Genomic DNA, 17,110 nt, shown 5'->3' on the forward strand with positions numbered 1-17,110 from the left:
GGAATTTCTCGGAACATGCGCGGCATCTTCCTGTTGCAACCCCCGATCACGACAACTGGAAGGATGCGGCGCATGAGCAAGGTGCTGATCACCGGAGGCTGCGGCTTCATCGGACGACACGTCGCCGACGAGATGCTGGAGAAGGGTCACGAGGTGCGCCTGTACGACGCGCTGATCGACCAGGTCCATGGCGGCGCGGCGCCGCAGCTGCCCGACGGGGCGGAACTGGTGCGCGGCGACATGCAGGATGCCGACCGGCTGCGCGCGGCGCTGGATGGCTGCGACGGCGTGATCCATCTGGCGGCCGAGGTCGGCGTCGGCCAGTCGATGTACGAGATCGCGCGCTATGTCGGGGCGAACGACCTTGGCACCGCGGTGCTGCTGGAGGCGCTGCTGGCCCATCCGGTGCGGCGGATCGTGGTCGCCTCGTCGATGAGCGTCTATGGCGAGGGCTATTATGCCCTGCCGGACGGTGCCCTGCTGGAAGGCGTGCGCCGCCGCCCGGCCGAGGTGCGGTCCGGCAACTGGAACCCGGTCGCCCCGGATGGCACGCCGCTGCGGCCCGCGCCCACCGACGAGCGCAAGCGGCCGGACCTCGCCTCGATCTATGCGCTGACCAAATATGCGCAGGAACGGGCGGTGATGATCTTCGGCGAGGCCTATGACGTCGAGGCGGTCGCGCTGCGGCTGTTCAACGTCTTCGGCGCGGGACAGGCGCTGTCGAACCCCTATACCGGGGTGCTGGCCAACTTCGCCTCGCGGCTGGCCTCGGGCGAGCGGCCGACGATCTTCGAGGACGGGCAGCAGCGCCGCGACTTCGTGCATGTGCGCGACGTGGCCCGCGCCTTCCGGCTGGCCTACGAGACGCCCGATGCGGCGGGCGAGCTGTTCAACATCGGGTCCGGGAATGCCTATACCGTGACGCAGGTGGCCGAGTTGCTGGCGGCGGCGATGGGGTCGGACCTGTCGCCCGAGATCACCGGCAAGTACCGCGCCGGCGACATCCGCAACTGCTTTGCCGATATCGGCAAGGCGCGCAGCCTGCTGGGTTTCGAGCCGCGCGAGCGGCTGGAAGACTCGCTCGGCGAATTCGTCGACTGGGTGCGCGGCGAGGTCGTGATCGACCGCGGTGCCGAGATGCGGCGGCATCTGGAACAGCGGAGGCTCGTTTCATGAAGGGCTACGGCTTTGCCGAATGGTTCCGCCCGGACGAACATGAGCGGGTGGACGAGGTGCTGCCGGGTCTTCTGGCCTCGGGCGCGTCGCATCTGCGCACGCATCTGAGCTGGGCCGAGTACCTGGCGCCGGGGGGCGAGGCCTGGTTCGACTGGCTGATCCCCCGTCTGGGCAGCCAGATCGACCTGTTGCCCTGCATCCATTACACGCCGCCCTCGCTGTCGCGGAACGGGCGGACGACCGGCGCGCCGCATGTGCTGAAGGACTATGCCGATTTCATCGACCATGTGCTGACCCGCTATGGCCGGCATTTCAGCCATGTCGAGCTGTGGAACGAGCCGAACAACCTGCTGGACTGGGACTGGCGGGCGGATCACGACTATCGGCAGTTCTGCGAGATGGTGGGCGGCGCCGCCTATTGGGTGCGCCAGCGCGGCTGGCAGGCGGTGCTGGGCGGACCCTGCCCCTTCGACCCGCTGTGGCTGGACCTGATGGGCCGGCGCGGGGTGCTGGAGCAGTGCGCGGCGGTGGGCTTTCACGGCTTTCCCGGGACATGGGACAGCGAGGAAGGCACCTGGGGCGGCTGGGACATGCATCTGGGCGAGATGCGCGCGATCCTCGACCGCCACAACCCGCAGGCGGAGGTCTGGATCACCGAGACCGGCTATTCCACCTGGCGCGGCGACCAGATGGAGCAGGCCCGCCGCTTTGCCCGCGCGATGGAGGCGCCGGCGGACCGGCTGTACTGGTATGCCTGGCGCGACCTGCCGGCCGATGTGGCGGTGCAGGAGGGGCTGTGGTTCGACCCGCGCCACTATCACATGGGCGCGGTCGATGGCGAGGGCGCGCCCAAGCTGCTGGCCCGGCTGCTGACCGCGGGCGGCCTGCCCCGGGTGCGCGAGGTGACGCGGCTTGCCGCACCGTCGCTGGGCCGGGCGACGCGGCCCGTGGTCATCACCGGGGGCAGCGGCTTCATCGGGTCGAACCTCGCCGACAGCTTCCTTGCCGAGGGCCGCGACGTGATCGTGGTCGACAACCTGTCGCGCCCCGGCGTGGACCAGAACCTGCGCTGGCTGATCGAACGGCATGGCGACCGCGTCTTTCCGATGCCCGCCGACCTGCGCGACGAGGCTGCGCTGCGCGATGCCGTCCGCGATGCCGAGGCGGTGATCCATCTGGCGGCGCAGACGGCGGTGACGACCAGCCTGACCGCGCCCATCGACGATTTCGAGGTCAATGCCCGCGGCACGATGAACCTGCTGGAGGCGGTGCGCGCCACCGGCCGGCGGGTGCCGGTGCTGTTCGCTTCGACCAACAAGGTCTATGGCGCGCTGGACGATCTGGCGATGATCGAGACCGAGGACCGCTATGTCCCGGCCGACGCCCGGATCCGCCAGAACGGCATCGGCGAGGACCGGCCGCTGGATTTCTGCACGCCCTACGGCTGTTCCAAGGGCGTGGCCGACCAGTATGTGCTCGACTACGCCAAGAGCTTCGGCCTGCCGACGGCGGTGCTGCGGATGTCCTGCATCTATGGGCCACGCCAGTTCGGCACCGAGGATCAGGGCTGGGTCGCGCATTTCCTGATCCGCGCGCTGATGGGCGAGCCGATCTCGATCTACGGCAACGGCAAGCAGGTGCGCGACATCCTGCATGTGTCGGATGCGGTGGCGGCCTATCGCGCGGTGCTGGGCCGCATCGACGGGCTGGCGGGGCGCGCCTTCAACCTGGGCGGCGGACCGCAGAACTGCGTCAGCCTGAAGGCGGTGCTGCACGAGATCGAGCGGGTGGTGAACCATCCGGTGCCGCTGAGCCATGGCGACTGGCGGCAGGGCGACCAATATTACTTCGTCGCCGACACCGCGCGGCTGACCGCCGAAACCGGCTGGCAGGCACAGGTCGGCTGGCGCGAGGGCGTGGCCGATCTGGCCCGCTGGCTGCGCGAGAACCGCAGCTTCCCCGACCTGCGCGCGCCGATGAGGGCGCGGGCATGAGCCTGCGGATCCTGATGACGCTCGACGCGGCGGGCGGGGTCTGGCGCTATGCGATGGACCTTGCCCGGGCGCTGCGGGCGGATGTGGTGTTCCTGGGCTTCGGACCCCCGCCCTCGCCCGACCAGCGGACCGAGGCGGCGGCTATCGGCGCGCTCGACTGGACGGACCTGCCGCTGGACTGGATGGTGGGCGATCCCGCCGTGCTGTCGCCGGTGCCGGCGGCGGTGGCCGAGGCGGCGGCGCGGCATGGCGCGGACCTGATCCACCTTAACCTGCCGACGCAGGCGGCGGGGCTGGTCACCGACCTGCCGGTGCTGGCGGTGCATCATTCCTGCGTGGCGACCTGGTTCCGCGCCGTCCGGGGCACGGACCTGCCGCCGGACTGGGCCTGGCAGCGCGCGATGAACGCGGCGGGGCTGGACCGGGCCGATGCGGTGGTGGCGCCGTCGCGCGCCCATGCGGCGCTGATGGCGCAGGTCTACGGGCCGCTGCCGGTGGCGGTGGTGCCGAATGCCACGCCCGCGCCGGAACGCGGCTGGTCCGGGGGCGCGGGCATCGTCGCCGCCGGTCGCTGGTGGGACGAGGGCAAGGACGGCGCAACGCTGGACCGCGCGGCGGCCGGAACGCACTGGCCGGTGAAGATGATCGGGCCGCTGACGGCGCCGGACGGGCAGGCCTTCCGCGCGACCCATGCCCGAACCGCCGGCACCCTGCCCCATGCCGCGACCCTGCGGACGCTGCGCGATGCGGGGCTGTTCGTGTCGCCCTCGCGCTATGAACCCTTCGGGCTGGCGGTGGCCGAGGCGGCGCGGCTTGGCCTGCCGCTGCTGCTGGCCGACATCCCGACCTTCCGCGAGCTGTGGGACGAGGCGGCGCTGTTCTTCCCGCCTGGCGACGCAGAGGCGCTGACCGATGCCGCGAACCGGATCGCCGCCGATCCCGGGCTGCAGCGGCGGCTCGGCGAGGCCGCCCGCGACCGCGCCCGGCGCTTCCTGCCCGAGGCACAGGCCCGGGCGATGATCGACCTCTATGCCCGGCTGATCCAGCCGCAACCCCAGGCTGCCGCGAGCTGACATGCGCTTTCTCTTCTACACCCATTCGCTGATCTCGGACTGGAACCACGGCAACGCGCATTTCCTGCGCGGCGTGATGCGGGAATTGCTGGCGCTCGGCCATCGGGCCACGGCGCTGGAACCCGAAGACAGCTGGAGCCGCCGGAACCTGCTGGCCGATCAGGGGCCGCAGGCGGTGGCCGCCTTTCACCGCGATTTCCCGATGCTGGAGTCGCAGGTCTATGGCGAGGGCTTCGACCATGCCGCCGCGCTGGACGGGGCGGATGTGGTGATCGTCCATGAATGGACGGACCCGGCGCTGGTGGCGCGGATCGGCGCGCTGCGGCAGGCGGGGGGGCGTTTCACGCTGCTGTTCCACGATACCCACCACCGCGCCGTCAGCCGCGAAGGCGAGATCGCGGGGCTGGACCTGTCCGGCTATGACGGCATCCTCGCCTTCGGCGAGACGCTGCGCGACCGCTATCTGAAGGCGGGCTGGGGGCGGCAGGTCTTCACCTGGCACGAGGCGGCGGATACCGCGCTGTTCCGCCCGATCGAGGCCGAGGCCGAGGGCGACCTGATCTGGATCGGCAACTGGGGCGATGACGAACGCAGCGCGGAGCTGGCCGAATTCCTGATGGAGCCTGCCCGCGACCTGGGGCTGCGGACGACGGTGCGGGGGGTGCGCTATCCGGACGAGGCGCTGGAACGTCTGCGGGCGGCGGGCATCCGCCATGAGGGCTGGATCCCCAATGCCGAGGTTCCGGCCGCCTTCGCCCGCCACCGGGTGACGGTGCATGTGCCGCGCCGGCCCTACGTGCGCGAATTGCCGGGCATCCCGACGATCCGACCCTTCGAGGCGCTGGCCTGCGGCATCCCGCTCGTCTCGGCCCCGTGGTCGGACAGCGAGGACCTGTTCCGCCCCGGCGATTTCCGCTGGGCCGGGGATGGCGATGCCATGCGGCGGCACCTGCACGAGCTGACGCACGATCCGGCGGCCCGGGCCGAACAGGCGGCGCGGGGGCTGCAGACGATCCGCGCCCGCCACAGCTGCGCGCACCGGGTGCAGGAACTGCTGTCGATTCTCGACCGGCTCGGCGGCAGGCGCGGCGCGGCGCCCGGACGGGCAGCCCCGGAACCGAACCCGGAAAGGAACATGGCATGAAGACGATCGGCTTCTACGGCTCCAGCCTGCTGTCGGCCTACTGGAACGGCGCGGCGACCTATTATCGCGGCATGCTGAAGGCGCTGGCGCCGCTCGGCTATGACATCACCTTCTATGAACCCGACGTCTATGACCGTCAGGCGAACCGCGACATCGATCCGCCCGACTGGGCGCGCGTGGTCGTCTACGAGGGCACCCGTGCCGCCATGCAGCAGGCGGCGGCCGAGGCGGTGCGCCATGACATCGTCGTCAAGGCCTCGGGCGTGGGGTTCGAGGATGACCGGCTTCTGGTCGAGGTGATGGCCGCCGCCCGGCCCGGCACGCTGCGCCTGTTCTGGGATGTGGACGCCCCGGCGACGCTGGCGGACCTGCGGGCGACGGCGGACCATCCGCTGCGCGACCTGCTGCCCGCGCTCGACATGGTGCTGACCTATGGCGGCGGCGATCCGGTGGTGGCGGCCTATCGGGCGCTTGGCGCGCGGGACTGCGTGCCCATCTACAACGCGCTCGATCCCGAGACGCATTTCCCGGTCGACCCCGACCCGCGTTTCGCCGGCGACCTTGCCTTTCTCGGCAACCGCCTGCCGGACCGCGACGCCCGCGTGGGCGAATTCTTCCTGCGCCCGGCCCGCGACTTGCCCGAGAGCCGGTTCCTGATCGGCGGTTCGGGCTGGGGCGATGTGGCGATGCCGGCAAATGTCGGCAAGCTGGGCCATGTGCGGACGGCGGATCACAACGCGCTGAACTGCACGCCGCGGATGGTGCTGAACGTGGCGCGCGACAGCATGGCGGCCAACGGCTTTTCCCCCGCCACCCGCGTCTTCGAGGCGGCGGGCGCCGGGGCCTGCCTGATCACCGACATCTGGGAGGGGATCGAGCTGTTCCTGAAGCCGGGCGAGGAAATCCTCGTCGCCCGCGACGGGCGGGACGTGGCCGAGTGCCTCGCCACCGTCGGCCCCGACCGGGCGGCCGCCATCGGCAGCGCCGCCCTGGCCCGCGTGCTGCAGGAACATACCTATGCCCATCGCGCCGCGCAGGCCGATGCGCTGTTCCGCGCCCATGCCGCGCGGCGGGAGGCGGCCGCATGAACGCCGGGGCCCCGCAGCGACCGCTCGACATCGTCATCCTTGGCCTGTCGCTGTCCTCGGCCTGGGGCAACGGCCATGCCACCACCTTCCGTGCGCTGATCCGCGGGCTGGCCGCCGAAGGGCACCGGGTGCTGTTCCTCGAACGCGACGTGCCCTGGTACGCCCCGCACCGCGACCTGCCCGATCCCGACTTCTGCGACTTCGCCCTGTATGACGGGATCGAGCCGATGCTGGCCCGGTTCGGCGACCGGCTGCGGCAGGCCGATGCGGTGATCGTCGGGTCCTATGTGCCCGAGGGGATCGCGCTGATCGACCGGCTGGACGCCATGGGGCTGCGGCAGCTGTGCTTCTACGACATCGACACGCCGGTGACGCTGCAGGCGCTGGACGAGGGGCGCTGCGACTATCTCGCGCCGCGGCAGATCCCGCGCTTCGACATCTGTTTCAGCTTTTCCGGCGGTGCGGTGCTGACGCATCTGCAGGACATGCGCGGCGCGCGGCGGGCCGAGGCGCTGTTTTGTTCGGTAGACGAGACACGCTATCCGCACCTGCCCGAGGTGCCGAAGCGGTGGGATCTGGGCTATCTCGGCACCTATTCGCCGGACCGGCAGCCGACGCTGCAGGCGCTGCTGCTGGACCCCGCCCGCCGCCTGCCCGAGATGCGCTTCGTCGTGGCCGGGCCGCAATATCCCGCGGACATCGACTGGCCCGCGAATGTGGAGCGGATCGAGCATCTGCCCCCCGACGAGCACGCAGGCTTCTACAACGCGCAACGGTTCACGCTGAACGTCACCCGGCAGGCCATGCGGCGGATGGGCTGGTCGCCCAGCGTGCGGCTGTTCGAGGCAGGCGCCTGCGGGGTTCCGGTAATCAGCGACGACTGGCCGGGGCTGGACGAGCTGTTCGCGGACGGCCGGTCGATCCTGATCGCGCGCGACACCGAGGATGTGGTTCGCGGGCTTGCCGCCGCCGACGCAGGCGATGCCCGCCGGATCGGGCAGGCCGCGCGGCAGACGGTGCTGTCCGGCCATACCGGCCGTGCCCGGGCGCGCGAGCTGGCGGCGGCGCTGCAGGCGGCGCCGGCCCCCCTTTCCCCAGCAGATGGCAGATGACGCAAGGAGCATGCGATGCACAGAGACGACGCAATGACCATCCTCGTCGCCGGTGGCGCCGGCTTCGTCGGCTCGCACCTGTGCGAGACCCTGTTGCAGCAGGGGCACCGGGTGATCTGCCTCGACAGTTTCCTGACCGGGCGCGAGGAGAATGTCCTGCCGCTGTGCGGCTTCCGCGACTTCCGGCTGCTGCGGCATGACGTGGCGCAGCCGGTGGTGCTGTCGGAACGGCTGGACCGGGTCTACAACCTCGCCAGCCCTGCCTCGCCGCCGCATTACCAGGCGGACCCGATCCACACGATGATGACCAATGTCAACGGCACGCTGCGGATGCTGGAACTGGCCGAGCGCGACGGGGCGCGGATGCTGCAGACCTCGACCAGCGAGGTCTATGGCGACCCCGAGGTCCATCCCCAGCAGGAAGACTATGTGGGCCATGTCAACTGTACCGGGTCGCGTGCCTGCTATGACGAGGGCAAGCGCGCGGCCGAGGCGCTGTGCTACGATTTCGTGCGCGCGGGACGGGCGGATGTGCGGGTGGCGCGCATCTTCAACACCTATGGCCCCCGCATGCGGCCCGATGACGGGCGGATCGTGTCGAACATGATCGTGCAGGCACTGCGCGGACAGCCGATGACCGTCTATGGCGATGGCAGCCAGACCCGCAGCTTCTGCTTCGTCTCGGATCTCGTGGCCGGCCTGATCGCGCTGATGGAGGCAGGGCGCGCGCCCGCCACGCCCGTCAACCTTGGCAATCCGGAAGAATTCGAAATCCGCGAACTGGCGCAGATGGTGCGGGCAATGGTGCCCACGACCTCGCCCCTCGTCTTCGGACCGCTGCCCGAGGACGACCCCAAGCGCCGGCGCCCCGACATCGCGCGGGCGCGGGAATTGCTGGGCTGGCAGCCCACGGTCACCCTGTCCGAAGGCCTGCCGCAGACCGTCGCCTGGTTCACCGCCGAAATCGGCGGCGCGGCGGGGCTGGCGACCGGGACGACCGACGAGGGCCGGAGCCGTGCCGATGCCTGACCACCTGCAACGGCGCATCCGCGAGCTGGGACCGTGGTTCCACAACCTGCGCCTGAACGGGATCGAGACGGCGCCCGACCACTTCCTCGGCGACTATCCGCAGTTCAAGTGGCAGGGCTTTCGCCATGTCCTGCCTCAGGACATGCGCGGGATGACAGTGCTCGACATCGGCTGCAACGCCGGCTTCTACGCGATGGAGATGGCACGCCGCGGCGCCGACCGGGTGCTGGGGATCGACAGCGATCCGCGCTATCTGGCGCAGGCCCGGCTCGCCGCCGAGACCGAGGGGCTGCGGATCGAGTTCCGCGAGCTGTCGGCCTATGACGTGGCGCAGGTCGGCGAGCGGTTCGATCTGGTGATCTTCATGGGGGTCTTCTACCACCTGCGCCACCCGCTGCTGGCGCTGGACCGGATCCGCGAACATGTGGCGGGCGACCGGATGCTGTTCCAGTCGATGCAGCGCGGGTCCCGCCGCGTGGCGCCATTGGCCGAGGATCACGCCTTCGACGACCCTGCCCCCTTCACCGGCGAGGACGTGCCCCTGTGCTATTTCATCGAGAACCGCTTCGCCGGCGACCCCACCAACTGGTTCGTCCCGAACCGCGCGGGGATGGAGGCGATGCTGCGCTCTGCCGGGTTCCGGATCCTCGAACATCCCGAACCCGAGGTGTATCTGTGCGGGCTGTCGGAGCGGGGGTGAGGGCAACGTCCGGCAGGATCGGCCTCAGGCCGCCTGCGGCAGCACGAGCGTGGCCCTGAGGCCGGGGTCGCGGCGAGACAGGACGATGTCGCCGCCGTGCTGGCGGGCGATCGCGCGGGCGATCGACAGGCCGAGGCCGATCCCCCCCGTTTCCGGAGAGCGCGACTCCTCGAGCCGGAAGAACGGGGTGAAGACGTCTTCGAGATTGCCGGCCGGGATGCCCGGCCCCTCGTCCTCGACGACGACCGTGACCCCCCTGTCGTCGGATGCAAGCCGGACATCGGCGCCGCCGGCATAGCGGACCGCGTTCTCGATCAGGTTGCGGATGACGCGCTTCAGCCCCTCGGGGCGGCAGCGGTAGTCCTGCCTTGCCTCGGGCCTCTCGTCCGGCACGAAGCGGACGGGATAGCCGATCTCCGCCAGGTCGTCGCAGACGCTTTCGACGAGGGCCGTCAGGTCGATGGTGCGGGTCGGCTCGGCGCTGCTGTCCTGGCCGACAAGGGACAGCGTCGCCTCGGTCATCGCCTGCATCTCGTCGATGGTCGCCAGCATCCGGTCCTGCAGTTCGGGGTCCTCGACCAGTTCCGCGCGCAGGCGCAGGGTTGTCAGCGGGGTGCGCAGGTCGTGGCCGATGGCGGCCAGCATGCGGGTCCGGTCGGCGACGAAGCGCTGCAGCCGTTCCTGCATGCTGTTGAAGGCCACGGTCGTGCGGCGGATGTCCTCGGGTCCGCGCACGTCCAGGGACGAGACCTGCTCGCCCCGGCCCAGCAACTCGGCCGCGCGGGTCAGCTGCCGGAGCGGGCTGGCGATGCGCCGGACGGTCAGCACCCCGACCAGCGAGACGAGGATAGCCGTCAGGGTCAGCGACAGGGGCAGATGCGTCCGCCACAGCGAAGGGGCGATGTTCTTGTGATAGGCCGCGTTGAGGACCCGGCCGTCGCCCAAGGGAACGATCACGCCGGCACCATACTGCCGCGCGAAGTCGAGGGACCGGGTCAGGACCGGCAGTTCGGCGTGATCCGCCGTCGACAGTGACCATTCGGCGCCCTGCAGGAAGTAGCCGACATCGACCCCGGCCGGCAGGCCGGACCCGGCCTCGGGGCCACCCTCTTCGCCGAGGATGTCGTGAAGCGGCACCTCGAAACGGTCGAAGGCCTGCCGCACCCAGCTGTCCAGCGCCACCTGCCGGTTGTCCGAGATCCAGAACCGGGAGGTGGCGGTGCTGGAGATGGCGAGCAGTTCGACCAGCAGGTCGGGCGGCACCGTCTGCGTCAGACGCGCCACCGCCGCGGCCCGGCTGGCCAGTTCCGCGCGCGCCGCCGCCCGCAGGTCGCTTTGCAGATAGTCCCAGAGGATCGCGAAGCCGATGGCCTGCGACGCGAAGAGCGCGACCAGCATCGACGACAGCAGCTGCACCGTCAGGCTTTTCTGCCACATTCCCACGATGCGGTTCAATCCGCGAAGACCTCCGGCATGAAGCTGTAGCCGCCGCCGCGATGGGTCTGGATGATCGTCGGGGATTTCGGATCGCGTTCCACCTTGCGGCGCAGGCGGCTGATCTGGTTGTCGATGGAGCGGTCGAAGGGGTCGGCCTCCCGTCCCACGGTCATGTCCAGCAGCTGGTCGCGGCTGAGCACCATGCCGGGATGATCCACCAGCACCTTCAGCAGCCGGAACTCGGCGGTGGACAACGGGATCCCCACCCCGTCGTCGCCCTGCAATTCGCGCCGCGAGAGGTTCAGCACCCAGCGGTCGAAACGCACCACGCCGGACCGGCGGGCCGCCCGCTGCGGCGGCAGGCTGTTGACGCGCCGAAGCACCGCCTTGATGCGGGCCACAAGTTCGCGCGACGAGAACGGTTTCACGAGATAGTCGTCGGCACCGAGCTCGAGCCCGATCACGCGGTCGGTCTCGTCGCTGCGGGCGGTGACGAAGATGATCGGGATGTCGGGGCCGGACCGGGACCGAAGCTCGCGGCACAGCGTCAACCCGTCCTCGCCCGGCATCATGATGTCCAGCACGACGAGGTCCGGCGCCCCGGTTTCGACGATCCGGCGCAGGCCGGTGCCGTTTTCGGCGGTGCTGACGCGATAGCCCTGCTGTTGCAGATACTTCGCCACCAGATCGCGGATCTCGCGGTGATCGTCGACGACGGCGATATGGGGCACCTGCGGCATGGCAAGCCTTCCGGAGCGGGACAACACCCCTCTTATAGCGCCGTCGCCGGGCCATGGCTCGTGTCGAACTGTATCCGTTTGTAAGCGCCGCCGGGCATTTGCGGGACCTGCGCCCCGACGCGGTTACACATTGATACACAGCGCGACCGAACCGGCACAGCCGGGCGACAGGGTCCGGGTAGCGTCGCCTCATGAAAGGGCTGGGCGGCAGGTCTGTCGGCCGCGCCACGCCACCGAAGCGCCCGACGAAGACCGTCACTCGCCGGGCCGCCCCCTAGCGCAGGAGCCGACATGGTCCGATTCACCGTCAACACCACGCCGATCACGCTGGACGTGCCCCAGGACAAGCCGCTGCTGTGGGTCCTGCGCGAGGATCTCGGCCTGCTGGGGCCGAAATACGGCTGCGGCGTGGCCCAATGCGGGGCCTGCCGGGTTTTGCTCAACGGGGAATCCGTTCCCTCCTGCATGACCTTCGCCGCCGATGTCGAAGGCGCCGAGGTGGTGACGATCGAGGGGCTGGCCGCGCCCGACGGCACGCTGACGGCCGTGCAGCAGGCCTGGATCGACGAGCAGGTGCCGCAATGCGGGTTCTGCCAGCCGGGCTTCATCATCGCGGCCACCGCGTTGCTGGAATCCAATCCCGCCCCCACCGATGCCGAGATCGACGACAGCATCACCAACATCTGCCGTTGCGGCACCTATCCCCGCATCCGTCGCGCGATCCACCGGGCCGCCGCGACGCTTGCCGGCAACTGAGGAGGACGAGATGCCAAGACTGCTTTCCAGACGCGGCTTCCTGATCACGGGCGCCGTGCTGAGCGGCACGGTCGCGGTCGCCGCCACGGCCGGGGTCGGCTACCTCGCCACCGTGGACATCGACGGGCCGGACGGGTTTGTCGATGGTGAAGTCGGGGTGCTGAATGCCTTCGTCGCGATTTACACCGACGGAACCGTCACCGTCTCGGTTCCGAAGGTCGAGATGGGCCAGGGCATCCACACCGGGATCGCCATGCTGGTGGCCGAGGAACTGGACATCCCCTTCGACGACAACATCTCGGTCGAGCATCCGACCGAGATCCTGCCGGTCTATGGCGGATGGGCCTCGCAACTCGGGATCCGCCCCGAAGAGGCCAGCGGCCCGCTGCACTGGCTGGGGCGGCGCGCGCTTGGCGCGGTCTCGCTCGTCTCTACCGGAGCCTCGTCATCGACCTACGAGCTGTGGACCCAGCTGCGGCAGGCGGGGGCGGCTTCCCGGCACATGCTGATGGGCGCCGCCGCCGAACGGCTCGGGGTGCCGGTGTCCGAACTGACGACCCCCGGCGACGGCACCGTGTTCCACGCGGCGACCGGCACCCGTCTGAGCTATGGCTCTCTGGCGCTGGCTGCCGCGACGGTGCCGCCTCCCGCGGCCCCGGCGCTCAAACCCGCCACCGACTGGCGCCTGATCGGCCGCCCGCAGCCGCGCGTCGACATTCCCGCCAAGGTGCGCGGACGTCCGGTCTTCGGCATGGACGTGGTCCTGCCCCGGATGCTGCATGCCGCGATCCGTCAGGCCCCCGTTTCCGGTGCCGCCGTCGCCCGCGTGGCGAACGAGGCCGAACTGCGCGACCTGCCCGGCGTCGTCGACGTGGTGGTGGTCGACGGCCACAGCGTCGCGGTGGTCGCCGACAGCTGGTGGACCGCGGAACAGGCGCTCTGGCAGGCCGACATCGCCTGGACGCCGACGGAATGGGACGATCTGTCGGGGGCCGAACTGGCCCGCCGGATGGAGGCCGCGCTCGACAGCGGCGAACCCAACGTCGTGCATGACGAGGGCGACCCGTTCCCGGACGCGCCCGGACGGCTGGTCGAGGCGGCCTATTCCGCGCCGCTCGTCACCCATGCCTGCATGGAGCCGATGAACGCCACGGTCCTGGTGCGCGGCGACGGCACCGCCGAGGCATGGGTGTCCACCCAATCCCCGACCTCCGCCCGCTGGGGCGTGTTTCGCGGCGCCGAAGCCGCCGGCACCCGTCCGGACGACGTCATCGTGAACGTGACACAGAATGGCGGCGCCTTCGGCCGCCGGCTGGAACTCGACGTCGTCCAGCAGGCCGCCTATCTCGCCGCGCGGCACCCGGACCGGCCTGTCAAGCTGCTGTGGTCCCGGGAAGAGGACATCGGCCGCGGCATCTATCGCAGCCATGCCCGCGCCCGCCTGCGCGCGGCACTGGGAGAGGACGGCCTGCCTCTGGCCTATGAGGCGCTGGTGGCCGGGCAGTCGGTGGCGCAGGGGATGATGGGACGGCTTCTGCCGATCACCGGCGGCGGCAGTCCCGAGGGCGATTTCCTTACCTCGGAAGGGTTGGAAAGCCCGCATTACGCGATCCGCAGCCAGTATGTCGGCTCCTACCATGTGCCCAGCAACATCCGCGTCGGCCTGTGGCGGTCGAACGGGTTCTCGCACAATGTGTTCTTCGCGGAATCCTTCTTCGACGAATGCGCCCATGCCGCCGGCTCCGACCCGCTGGACTATCGGCGCAGGCTGCTGGCCGACAGCCCGCGCCTGCGCGCGGTGCTTGACCGGGCCGCGGCGATGGCGGGATGGGACCGCCCCCTGCCCCCCGGACGGGGCCGCGGCATTGCCATCGGCGGGGCCTATTACAGCGTCGTCGCGCAGGTGGTCGAGGTCTCGGTGGCTGCTGACGGCGAGATCACGGTCGACCGGGTGTTCTGCGCCGTCGATGTGGGCACCGTCGTCAACCCGAACCAGGTCGTGGCCCAGATGGAGGGCAGCATCCTCTGGGGGCTGACCACCGCCCTGATGAGCGCGAACACCGTCGAGAACGGCGCCATCGTCGAGACGAACTTCCACGACTTTCCGGTCCAGCGCCTGCGCAACGCGCCCCGGATCGCGGTCGAGATCGTCGCCAGCGATGCCCTGCCCGGAGGCGCGGGCGAAACCGGCGTGATCCCCGTCGCCGCCGCGCTCGGCAACGCCATCTTCGCTGCCACCGGACGCCGGCTCAGGTCGCTGCCGCTGGCCATTACCGAATCCGTCGGAGAGCGTCGCACCCGATCGGTCCTGCGCACCGAGGATGCCTGAAAGGCCATGCCCATGCTCGAATCTCCCCCATCCGCCCCGATCCTCGGCGCCGACCAGCGGCGACCGGACCTGCGTCTGTTCCTGCGAAGCTGGGCGGCCGAGCCCCTGCGGGTGGCCGCCATCGCCCCGTCCGGCCTGTCGCTCGCGCGGCTCATCACCAGCGAGATCGACGGCACCAGCGGCCCCCTGCTGGAGCTCGGTCCCGGAACCGGGGTCTTCACCCGCGCCCTGATCGCGCGCGGGGTCGCCCCTGCGGACCTGACGCTCGTCGAGTTCGGCGCGGAATTCGCGGCGCTGTTGCGACAGCGCTTCCCCGAGGCGCGGATCGTTCACGGCGATGCGGCGCGGATACGGCCGGAAGAGCTGTTTCCCGCCGCGGATGCGGGCGCGGTGGTCAGCGGGCTCGGCCTGCTGTCGATGCCGCCGCGCACCGTCATGGCCATCCTCGCCAATGCCATCGACTGCCTGCGAGCGGGCGGGAGTTTCTACCAGTTCACCTATGGGCCGCGCTGCCCCGTGCCGCGCCCGATCCTCGACCGGCTGGGCCTGAAGGCGCGCCGGATCGGGGGGACGGTGATGAACCTGCCGCCCGCCTCGGTCTACAGGATCACCCGGCGCGCCCCGCGTCGCCCGCCGGCCGGGGCGCCGGCGGACCGGGCTGCCTGCTGAACGGGTCGATGACCGGAGGGATGGCGGGGAAGTCTTGCCGGCGCCCGTCCACTCCTGTCCTGGCGCTTCACGTTCTGCGCCCCCGCAGCGTCGAGGGTCGGGGGGACGCCGATGCGCTCCCCCTCAGGCGGCCAGATGCCGGTGGAAGAACGGCACCAGCGTCTGGATCGCCCGGGTCACGGCCTCGGGCTTGTAGTACATGTCGTAATGCCCGGCGCCGTCGACGACGAAGATGTCCTTGTCCCTGGCGGGCGACATTTCGAACAGGCGGTGCCCGGTCTCGTACTGGCCGGTAGTGCCGCGCTTGCCGCCGACGATCACCTGCAAGGGCTGCGTCAGCAGTTCGGGCACCAGACCGAAGGCGTCGAAGGCGAGGATGGGTCCGTAGCTGGTGTAGAGCAGCCGGTTGGTGGAATTGGGGTGGCGGTATTCGGACTCGCGGTAGAAGGCCACCGCCTCGAGCAGTTCGGGATCGGAGACGCCGGCTTCGACGGCCTCGGCCATGCTGTCCGGGATCCAGGGATCGCGGCGGGGCGCTGCGCCCCGCGCCGCGCGCGTGCGCTGGCGGCCGACCTCGTCCAGCATCTCCATCAGCGCATCCCGGGGCTGGACCTGCCGGAAGTAGCTGCCCATGTCATTCGCCACCACGGTACCGATGGCCCCGAAGCGGCGTTCGGTCAGCGCGGCATGGATCGCATAGCCGCCACCGGCGCAGATGCCGAGCAGGCCGACGCGCGCCTCGTCCGCGAAGGGAAGGGTCATCAGGAAGTCGACGGCACATCGGATATCCTCGACCCGGACCGACGGGTCCTCCAGGTCCCGCGGCTCTCCGCCGCTTTCGCCCTGATACGAGGGATCGAAGGTCAGCGCGAGGAACCCGGCTTCGGCCAGTTTCGAGGCATAGATCCCACCGATCTGCTCCTTCACGCTGCTGCCGGGCGTCGCGATCACAATGGCCGGATGGCGGCCGGTCTCGTCGAAACCGGGCGGGACATGCAGGTTTCCGACGACCTCGTCCGCCCGGCTGGGAAAGGTGACGCGCTTCATGCCTGTGCTCCTGTCGATGGCGGGGGTGTCGATGGCAGGCAACTCCTGCGCGGTTGCGGCCAGCGCGCCCGAACCGGCGAGGATCAGAAGACCTCGCCGCGAGATGGTGCGTCCTGTCATCATGCGTTTGAACCTTCGTTGGACATGATCCATAATCGTTCAGAAGCATTATAGTTCCGAAACAGAACATGTCAAACAATGGAACGACATCGGCCGGTCTGGAGGGCGAGCGGATCTTCCGGCTCAGCCTGAAACTCTCGACCGAGACGCTGACCGAGGCGGCACCAGAGATCGAGGCCCTGGGCTTCGAGCCGAAGGCCTTCTTCGTCCTCGACGGGATCGAGGATCACCCCCACCCGGCGGACCTGGCCCGGCATCTGTCGATGCCGAAGCCGACGCTGACCGCCTATCTGAAGAACCTGGAAGCGCGGGGGTTGGTGGGGCGGAGCATCGACCCCCGCGACCTGAGGCGTCACCGTCTGGACCTCACGCCCGCCGGGGCCGAACTGCTCGGCCAGGCCAGAGGCGCGCTGCTGCGCCGCTATGGCGCGCGGCTGGTGCGGCTGACGGAGGACGAACAGGCCACGCTGGCCGCGCTGCTGGAAACGCTTTGCGGCTGAGGCGGTTCACACCCGTGCTTGGCCCAAACGCAAAACCCCGCCGGTTGGGCGGGGTCATTGCGTTTGTTAATTCTGGTTGCGGGAGCAGGATTTGAACCTGCGACCTTCAGGTTATGAGCCTGACGAGCTACCGGGCTGCTCCATCCCGCGCCGGTGCCGCATTGTTTTGCGGCGTGGATTGTCTGGTTTGTTTCGT

The 17,110-nt window shown here is 70.0% G+C and carries 15 protein-coding genes and 1 tRNA gene; 12 read left to right on the plus strand and 4 right to left on the minus strand.

The window, feature by feature from the left end; all coding sequences use genetic code 11:
• The first annotated feature begins 72 nt into the window (after positions 1 to 72).
• The 8 genes from EEY80_RS18750 to EEY80_RS18785 are packed head-to-tail and all read left to right on the plus strand — an operon-like array spanning position 73 to position 9,316.
• On the plus strand, positions 73 to 1,176 hold the full coding sequence (locus EEY80_RS18750; RefSeq protein WP_126979248.1) for an NAD-dependent epimerase/dehydratase family protein: 1,104 nt from the start codon (positions 73 to 75) through the stop codon (positions 1,174 to 1,176).
• On the plus strand, positions 1,173 to 3,170 hold the full coding sequence (locus EEY80_RS18755; protein ID WP_126979250.1) for an SDR family NAD(P)-dependent oxidoreductase: 1,998 nt from the start codon (positions 1,173 to 1,175) through the stop codon (positions 3,168 to 3,170). The genes EEY80_RS18750 and EEY80_RS18755 overlap by 4 nt, the downstream gene beginning before the upstream one ends.
• Positions 3,167 to 4,243: a glycosyltransferase family 4 protein gene (locus EEY80_RS18760; RefSeq protein ID WP_126979252.1), complete on the plus strand. Its 1,077-nt coding sequence runs from the start codon at positions 3,167 to 3,169 to the stop codon at positions 4,241 to 4,243. Before EEY80_RS18755 ends, EEY80_RS18760 begins: the two co-directional genes overlap by 4 nt.
• A 1-nt stretch (position 4,244) precedes the next feature.
• Complete coding sequence (locus EEY80_RS18765; RefSeq protein ID WP_126979254.1) at positions 4,245 to 5,387, plus strand: CgeB family protein; 1,143 nt, start codon at positions 4,245 to 4,247, stop codon at positions 5,385 to 5,387.
• The gene (locus EEY80_RS18770) at positions 5,384 to 6,475 is read left to right on the plus strand and encodes a CgeB family protein (RefSeq protein WP_126979256.1); all 1,092 of its coding nucleotides are present in this window, start codon (positions 5,384 to 5,386) and stop codon (positions 6,473 to 6,475) included. Before EEY80_RS18765 ends, EEY80_RS18770 begins: the two co-directional genes overlap by 4 nt.
• The gene (locus tag EEY80_RS18775) at positions 6,472 to 7,587 is read left to right on the plus strand and encodes a CgeB family protein (RefSeq protein WP_126979258.1); all 1,116 of its coding nucleotides are present in this window, start codon (positions 6,472 to 6,474) and stop codon (positions 7,585 to 7,587) included. Before EEY80_RS18770 ends, EEY80_RS18775 begins: the two co-directional genes overlap by 4 nt.
• A gap of 15 nt (positions 7,588 to 7,602) precedes the next feature.
• Positions 7,603 to 8,616, plus strand: a complete 1,014-nt coding sequence (locus EEY80_RS18780; protein ID WP_126979260.1) for a UDP-glucuronic acid decarboxylase family protein — start codon at positions 7,603 to 7,605, stop codon at positions 8,614 to 8,616.
• On the plus strand, positions 8,609 to 9,316 hold the full coding sequence (locus tag EEY80_RS18785) for a TIGR04290 family methyltransferase (RefSeq protein ID WP_126979262.1): 708 nt from the start codon (positions 8,609 to 8,611) through the stop codon (positions 9,314 to 9,316). The genes EEY80_RS18780 and EEY80_RS18785 overlap by 8 nt, the downstream gene beginning before the upstream one ends.
• 24 nt (positions 9,317 to 9,340) lie before the next feature.
• Here EEY80_RS18785 and EEY80_RS18790 read toward each other — a convergent pair whose 3' ends face one another.
• Entirely contained in the window at positions 9,341 to 10,771 is a 1,431-nt protein-coding gene (locus EEY80_RS18790; protein ID WP_235829912.1) for a sensor histidine kinase, read from the minus strand.
• Positions 10,768 to 11,493 (minus strand): response regulator, encoded by a 726-nt coding sequence (locus EEY80_RS18795; protein ID WP_126979264.1) that lies wholly within the window; start codon positions 11,491 to 11,493, stop codon positions 10,768 to 10,770. The genes EEY80_RS18790 and EEY80_RS18795 overlap by 4 nt, the downstream gene beginning before the upstream one ends.
• A gap of 291 nt (positions 11,494 to 11,784) precedes the next feature.
• Between EEY80_RS18795 and EEY80_RS18800 the strand changes: the two genes are divergently transcribed.
• The 3 genes from EEY80_RS18800 to EEY80_RS18810 are packed head-to-tail and all read left to right on the plus strand — an operon-like array spanning position 11,785 to position 15,247.
• On the plus strand, positions 11,785 to 12,249 hold the full coding sequence (locus EEY80_RS18800; protein WP_126979266.1) for a (2Fe-2S)-binding protein: 465 nt from the start codon (positions 11,785 to 11,787) through the stop codon (positions 12,247 to 12,249).
• Positions 12,250 to 12,259: 10 nt separating this feature from the next.
• On the plus strand, positions 12,260 to 14,578 hold the full coding sequence (locus tag EEY80_RS18805; protein ID WP_126979268.1) for a xanthine dehydrogenase family protein molybdopterin-binding subunit: 2,319 nt from the start codon (positions 12,260 to 12,262) through the stop codon (positions 14,576 to 14,578).
• Between the two features lie 12 nt (positions 14,579 to 14,590).
• Positions 14,591 to 15,247, plus strand: a complete 657-nt coding sequence (locus EEY80_RS18810) for a class I SAM-dependent methyltransferase (protein ID WP_126979270.1) — start codon at positions 14,591 to 14,593, stop codon at positions 15,245 to 15,247.
• Positions 15,248 to 15,370: 123 nt separating this feature from the next.
• Here the strand turns inward: EEY80_RS18810 and EEY80_RS18815 are convergent, their stop codons facing one another.
• Positions 15,371 to 16,417: an alpha/beta hydrolase gene (locus EEY80_RS18815; protein WP_205749159.1), complete on the minus strand. Its 1,047-nt coding sequence runs from the start codon at positions 16,415 to 16,417 to the stop codon at positions 15,371 to 15,373.
• Between the two features lie 65 nt (positions 16,418 to 16,482).
• On the opposite strand from EEY80_RS18815, the gene EEY80_RS18820 reads away from it, so the two are divergent.
• Positions 16,483 to 16,914: a MarR family winged helix-turn-helix transcriptional regulator gene (locus EEY80_RS18820; protein ID WP_126979272.1), complete on the plus strand. Its 432-nt coding sequence runs from the start codon at positions 16,483 to 16,485 to the stop codon at positions 16,912 to 16,914.
• Positions 16,915 to 16,987: 73 nt separating this feature from the next.
• On the opposite strand, the gene EEY80_RS18825 is transcribed toward EEY80_RS18820, so the two are convergent.
• Positions 16,988 to 17,064, minus strand: a tRNA-Met gene (locus EEY80_RS18825).
• Between the last annotated feature and the right edge of the window lie 46 nt (positions 17,065 to 17,110).

Origin of the sequence: Frigidibacter oleivorans, assembly GCF_003993775.1 — a bacterium.
Taxonomy (GTDB): Bacteria; Pseudomonadota; Alphaproteobacteria; order Rhodobacterales; family Rhodobacteraceae; genus Frigidibacter; species Frigidibacter oleivorans.

Coding starts and splice junctions, on each gene's coding strand:
- EEY80_RS18780 (WP_126979260.1), top strand. CDS start 7,603: ATGCACAGAGACGACGCAATGACCATCCTCGTCGCCGGTGGCGCCGGC.
- EEY80_RS18785 (WP_126979262.1), top strand. CDS start 8,609: ATGCCTGACCACCTGCAACGGCGCATCCGCGAGCTGGGACCGTGGTTC.
- EEY80_RS18815 (WP_205749159.1), bottom strand. CDS start 16,417: ATGATGACAGGACGCACCATCTCGCGGCGAGGTCTTCTGATCCTCGCC.
- EEY80_RS18810 (WP_126979270.1), top strand. CDS start 14,591: ATGCTCGAATCTCCCCCATCCGCCCCGATCCTCGGCGCCGACCAGCGG.
- EEY80_RS18800 (WP_126979266.1), top strand. CDS start 11,785: ATGGTCCGATTCACCGTCAACACCACGCCGATCACGCTGGACGTGCCC.
- EEY80_RS18760 (WP_126979252.1), top strand. CDS start 3,167: ATGAGCCTGCGGATCCTGATGACGCTCGACGCGGCGGGCGGGGTCTGG.
- EEY80_RS18805 (WP_126979268.1), top strand. CDS start 12,260: ATGCCAAGACTGCTTTCCAGACGCGGCTTCCTGATCACGGGCGCCGTG.
- EEY80_RS18820 (WP_126979272.1), top strand. CDS start 16,483: ATGTCAAACAATGGAACGACATCGGCCGGTCTGGAGGGCGAGCGGATC.
- EEY80_RS18765 (WP_126979254.1), top strand. CDS start 4,245: ATGCGCTTTCTCTTCTACACCCATTCGCTGATCTCGGACTGGAACCAC.
- EEY80_RS18775 (WP_126979258.1), top strand. CDS start 6,472: ATGAACGCCGGGGCCCCGCAGCGACCGCTCGACATCGTCATCCTTGGC.
- EEY80_RS18755 (WP_126979250.1), top strand. CDS start 1,173: ATGAAGGGCTACGGCTTTGCCGAATGGTTCCGCCCGGACGAACATGAG.
- EEY80_RS18750 (WP_126979248.1), top strand. CDS start 73: ATGAGCAAGGTGCTGATCACCGGAGGCTGCGGCTTCATCGGACGACAC.
- EEY80_RS18770 (WP_126979256.1), top strand. CDS start 5,384: ATGAAGACGATCGGCTTCTACGGCTCCAGCCTGCTGTCGGCCTACTGG.
- EEY80_RS18795 (WP_126979264.1), bottom strand. CDS start 11,493: ATGCCGCAGGTGCCCCATATCGCCGTCGTCGACGATCACCGCGAGATC.